This is a genomic window from Leisingera sp. ANG-Vp (assembly GCF_000813725.1).
Lineage (GTDB): Bacteria > Pseudomonadota > Alphaproteobacteria > Rhodobacterales > Rhodobacteraceae > Leisingera.
Map to the genome: position 1 here is coordinate 1 of NZ_JWLD01000083.1, position 5,063 is coordinate 5,063.

Annotated in this window: 4 protein-coding genes; 3 read left to right on the top strand and 1 reads right to left on the bottom strand. The window is 61.5% G+C overall.

What is annotated here, in order from left to right:
- Positions 1-290 precede the first annotated feature (290 nt).
- Genes RA20_RS21660 through RA20_RS21670 form a run of 3 tightly spaced genes read left to right on the top strand, consistent with a single transcriptional unit; the run spans position 291 to position 3,683 of the window.
- The gene (locus RA20_RS21660) at positions 291-1,082 is read left to right on the top strand and encodes a DeoR/GlpR family DNA-binding transcription regulator (protein ID WP_039133767.1); all 792 of its coding nucleotides are present in this window, start codon (positions 291-293) and stop codon (positions 1,080-1,082) included.
- A gap of 42 nt (positions 1,083-1,124) precedes the next feature.
- On the top strand, positions 1,125-2,801 hold the full coding sequence (locus RA20_RS21665) for a Na/Pi cotransporter family protein (protein WP_039133769.1): 1,677 nt from the start codon (positions 1,125-1,127) through the stop codon (positions 2,799-2,801).
- A 42-nt stretch (positions 2,802-2,843) separates the two neighbouring features.
- Entirely contained in the window at positions 2,844-3,683 is an 840-nt protein-coding gene (locus RA20_RS21670) for a DMT family transporter (RefSeq protein ID WP_039133771.1), read from the top strand.
- Positions 3,684-3,710: 27 nt separating this feature from the next.
- On the opposite strand, the gene RA20_RS21675 is transcribed toward RA20_RS21670, so the two are convergent.
- The coding region (locus tag RA20_RS21675) for an ATP-binding protein (RefSeq protein WP_152618584.1) at positions 3,711-5,063 on the bottom strand (1,353 nt) is incomplete at its 5' end.

Below are 5,063 nucleotides of genomic sequence, written 5' to 3' on the forward strand. Positions count from 1 at the left end.
TTATCAGGGGCGCTGCCCGCACCGCGCATCTGCGCGGTGCCACGCCCAACGCTTTCGGGGCTGCCCGCGGCAGGCCGAAAAGGGGCGGGAGAGTTTCATAGGCCGGGGTGCAGGGAATCGCGAAGTGGGCTGGTATCTGCTTTCGCCGTGACCGTTTGAGTGATTTTGCCGGTTTTTATTTGGCGATGCCCTGATTTTTGTGGGAATCTGTGGGCGAGGCTCTTGTAAAGGAGAGGTGTCCTATGCCTAATCGCCTGAAGAAAACAAAACAACGGCGAACGGATAGCCCCGTGTCTGACTCTCTTTCCCTCTCGCACCGCGAATTGGAACTTGTTGACGCTTTGCGCCGCCTGGGCGGCTCGGCCCGCAGTGCAGAGCTTGCCAAGATGCTGGAGGTCTCCGAAGAAACCGTCCGGCGCACCATCAAGGCTCTCGACAAGGCGGGAGCCGTGCAACGGGTGCATGGAGGTGCCTTTTTGGCGGGGCCGCAAAGCGCAACCAGCTTTGCACGGCGGATCTCCGAAAATCAAAAAGAAAAGGCCCGGATCGCAGCGCGGGTTGCAGCCCGCGCCCGGGATGGCATGGCGCTGTTTCTGGATGTCGGCTCCACCACCGCCTTCGTCGCCGAAGAGCTGAGGCAAAAGTCCGGGCTGATTGTGGTGACCAATTCCATCGGAGCTGCCCAAACCCTGGCTAACCACAACGGCAACCGGGTGCATTTCCTGGGCGGCGAATTGCAGAGTAACGAGCGTGGCACCTTCGGCTTTGTCACCGAGCAGCAGGTGCGCCGTTTTGCGCTGGATCTGGCGGTTCTTTCAGCGGATGCCTTCTCATCAAAACATGGTGTGCTCTACCACAGTGCAGACGAAGCACAGCTGGCCAGTGTTGTGGCCGATTGCACTGAGCAGGTTGCAGTGGCAATAGCGCATCCGAAATTCGAGGAAACTGCGCCGCACCGCGGGCCGGCTCCGCGCAGGATTGATCTCCTGTTCACCGACCGGGCGCCGGGCAAGAAACTGGCAGAAGCGCTCAGCGGCTGGGGCGTGAAAACGGAAGTTGCCGAAGGAAGCAAAAATGACTGAGTTCGAAAACGGTTCCGCCGCGTCCTGCGAATGGAAACTTGCATGGCGATCCTGACTTTTCTGATCAGCTTGGCAGGGGCAACAATGCTGCTGCTGTTTGCGGTGCGGATGGTGCGCACTGGAATCGAGCGCAGCTATGGCGCCTCGTTTCAGCGGCTGATGACCGGCCAGCGCAGTTATGCCTCTTCTGCCGCAACCGGCGTTGCCATGGCCATCGTTCTGCAGTCCTCGGCGGCGGTGGCGCTTCTGACCTCCGGTTTTGCCGCCTCCGGCATGCTGGCCTTTCCGGCCGGGCTGGCGATTGTGCTGGGCGGAGACCTGGGTTCGGCGCTGATCATCCAGATCCTGTCCTTCAAGCTGGACTGGCTGGTGCCGGTTCTGCTTGCGATCGGCGGCTACCTTTTTGTGAAGACCGAGGCCAAGAAGGCGCGGCAGCTGGGGCGGATCCTGATGGGGGTGGCCTTCATCCTGATTTCGCTGCGCTTCCTGCGCGAGGCAATGGATCCGATCCGCGACAGCGCCTTTCTGCCAGCAATCGCGGGCTACCTGGCGCGTGACTATATCACTGCCTTTCTGGTCGGCGGCGCGCTGGCCTTTGTGATGCATTCCAGCGTGGCTGCGATCCTGATGTGCGTGACCCTGGTGCAGATCGGCGCGATCCCTTTTGCAGCCGGCTTGTCTTTGGTGCTGGGGGCGAATTTTGGCTCCGCCTTCATCCCCGTGTGGCTGAGCCGGGGAATGGATCTGCAGGCGCGGCGGATCCCCTATGCGAACCTGGCTTTGCGGGGTGCCTGGGCGGTGGTTGCATTGTTTGCGGCCAATCTGGCGTTGCGGCAAGGAGTGCTGGGTGATCCGCAGGGCGGCCAGATGCTGGTCAACGCGCATCTTGCGTTCAACGCGTCGCTGCTGGTTTTGGCCTTGCCCTTCTGCGGGCGGCTGGAGGGGCTGCTGACCCGTATTTTCCCGGAACCTGCTAAAGCCGAAACCAGCCAGCAGGGGCGCCCGGTCAGCGCGCTGGAGCAGGGCAGCTATGGGTCGGCGACCCAGGCGGTCTTGAACCTCAAGCGTGAACTGCTGCGGATGTCGGACCTGGTGCACGCCATGTACCGCCCGGTTCTGGAGCTCTATCAGTCCAGCACCAAGGAGCAGATCAAGGCGGTGCAGGTGATGGATGAGGAGGTCAATGCCTGCCTCTCCGGCATCCGCAAGTATGTGGCCGCCATCCCCGAAGAGGAGTTCAGCAAGGCGCAGGTGAAAACCGCGCGCGGCCTGATGGAATATGCCATCCGGCTGGAGACTGCGGGGGATGTGGTGGCTAGGCGTCTGACGGTGCTGGCCGGCGATCTGAACAAGAAGAACCTCCGCTTTTCCAAAGACGGCTGGATGGAAATCACCCGGATGCACGAGGCGACCCTGGCCAATCTGCAGCTGGCGTCGAATGTGCTGATTTCGGATGATCTGGAGAGCGCGCGCTTGCTTAGCCTGGAAAAGACCGAGCTGAAACGGATGGAGCATGACAGCCGCAAACGCCACCTGAAACGGTTGCAGAACGGCGCGCAGGAAAGCTTTGAGACCTCGGATATCCACCTGGAGACTCTGCGGGCCCTGCGCGAGTTCAACAGCCATATCGCGGCAGTCGCCTATCCGGTTCTGTATCAGAACGGCCAGCTGCTGGAGACGCGGCTGATCAACGAAATGCAGCCCGAGCAAGCCGGATAAGGCGAACCAGCCGGGCTGCACCATTAAAGACCTGTCCCTGAAATGACCCTCTTTGTTATTGCCATCATCCTGTCGGCAGCGCTGCTGCATGCCGTCTGGAACGCAATTGTCAAAACTGCCGCTGACCGCACGACCACGCTGGGACTGGTGGCTTTTGGCCACGTTCTCCCCAGCGCGGTGATGATCGCGCTGCTGCCGCTGCCCAATGCCGAGAGCTTTGTCTACATCCTGCTCTCCACTGTGGTGCATTTTGGCTACTACTACATGCTGGGGCGTGCCTATCAGCATGGCGACTTCAGTGTCGTCTACCCCATCGCCCGCGGAATCGTGCCGGCGCTTGTCGGCATCTGGGCGATGATCTTTGCCGGTGAAGTGCTGCCGCTTCAGGCCTGGGCGGGGATCGCGGTGATCGCGCTTGGGATCCAGCTCAGCAGTTGGAAGGCGCTGCGTTCCGGGGTCGGGCGGACAGCATTGGGGTTTGCAGTTGGAACCGGGGTTTTCATCTCGATCTATTCGCTGATTGACGGAGTGGGGGTCCGCCTGTCGGGCAATACGCTCAGCTATTGGGCATGGGGGGCGTTCCTGCACATTTTCATTGCGGGCTTCATTGCGGTCCGCAAACGGGAAACCCTGGCCGCCCTGCCAAAGCGCACCTGGGCTTTGGGCCTGGCCGGGGGGCTGGTCTCAATGACGGCTTACGGGCTGGTGCTCTATGCCAAGAATTTTGCCCCGCTGGGTGCGGTCTCGGCGCTGCGTGAGACCTCGGTGATCTTTGCAGCGCTGATCGGGTTTGTGTTTCTCAAGGAAGGATATTGGCTGCGCCGGCTGGGTTCGGCGGTGCTGATGGCCGGCGGTGTGGCGCTGATCGGTTTGGCAGTCTGACGCAAGGGTGAAGCCCGTCCGGGGCGTTCAGGCACTGGCACGGGGCTGCTGCGGAACGATGGCCTCAGCCTGCGCGGCGGCCAAAGTGTTCAGCAGCACCGCCTTTTTCACCGGTTTGGCCAGGAAATGGTCCATCCCCGCCTCCAGGCAGGCCTGCCGGTCGCTGGAGAACGCATTGGCTGTCAGTGCGATTATCACGGGCTGGCCGATGGCCAGGCTGCGGATCTCCCGCGTCGCGCCGATGCCGTCCAGCTCCGGCATGGACATGTCCATCAGGATCAGGTCCGGTTGCAGCTCCTTGCACATTTCGACCGCATCCCGACCATTGGCGGCTTCATAAAGCTCCACTGGCTGGCTGCGCAGGAATTTGCGGATCAGCAAACGGTTGGTTTGGTTGTCCTCAGCCAGCAGAATCCGGCAGGGTTCCAGCTGCCTTGCCGGGTCCAACGGCAGCACGGTTGCCTGGTCCCGCGCCCCGGTGGCTGGAGCCATCTGCACTTCCAGCCGGAAGCAGGCGCCGTGGCCCAGTTCAGACGTCACTGATATGCCGCCGCCCATCCGTTTGGCCAGCATGCTGGATATCGTCAGCCCCAGCCCGGTGCCGCCGAAGACCTTGGTGGTGGCAGCGTCTGCCTGGGTGAACCGGTCGAAGATGTGGCGGCTCTGGGCTTCGGAGATCCCGATGCCGCTGTCTTCAACCTCAACCACCACGCGGCTTGGGTCCGCCGCGGCATGCGAGGCCCGGACACAGATCTTGCCTTCGGCAGTGAACTTAACCGCGTTGCCTATCAGGTTGACCAGAATCTGGCGCAGCCGCCCGTCATCGCCGTGCAGCTGTGCAGGCAGGCTTTCGGCAAAGCTGATCTGCAGCGACACCCCTTTCTCCTGCGCTTTCTGACGGAAGAGGCCGGCCGCGCTGCTGATGCAATCGTGCAGATCGAAATCCTCTTCTGCAATGGAGAACCTCCCGGCCTCCAGCCGCGAAAGGTCGAGAATGTCATTGATGATTTTCAGGAGCGCCTGGGCGGAACTGCGGATGGTTTCGACGTTCTGCAGCTCATCCAGAGGGAGGTCAGACTCGGCCAGAAGGTCGGCCATGCCAATAATACCGTTCATTGGTGTACGGATTTCATGGCTCATATTGGCGAGGAATTCCGATTTGGCACGGTCCGCCATTTCCGCCGCCTGCTTGGCCTCTGCCAGCTCGCGCTCGCGCTGTTTGCTGCGGGTGATGTCGCGCTCAATACCGATGATCAGGTCAACCTGGCCGTCAGCGCCGGTCACGGGCACGATGTTGGTGTCGAACCAGACCTCGTCTCCTGATTTGGTGTAATTGAGAACCTCGTTGTGGTAGCGGGCGCCGCTGTCCTTATGGCGGTT

Excerpts from the sequence above, each read along its gene's own strand:
- RA20_RS21670 (WP_039133771.1), top strand. The coding sequence starts at position 2,844 with ATGACCCTCTTTGTTATTGCCATCATCCTGTCGGCAGCGCTGCTGCAT.
- RA20_RS21665 (WP_039133769.1), top strand. The coding sequence starts at position 1,125 with ATGGCGATCCTGACTTTTCTGATCAGCTTGGCAGGGGCAACAATGCTG.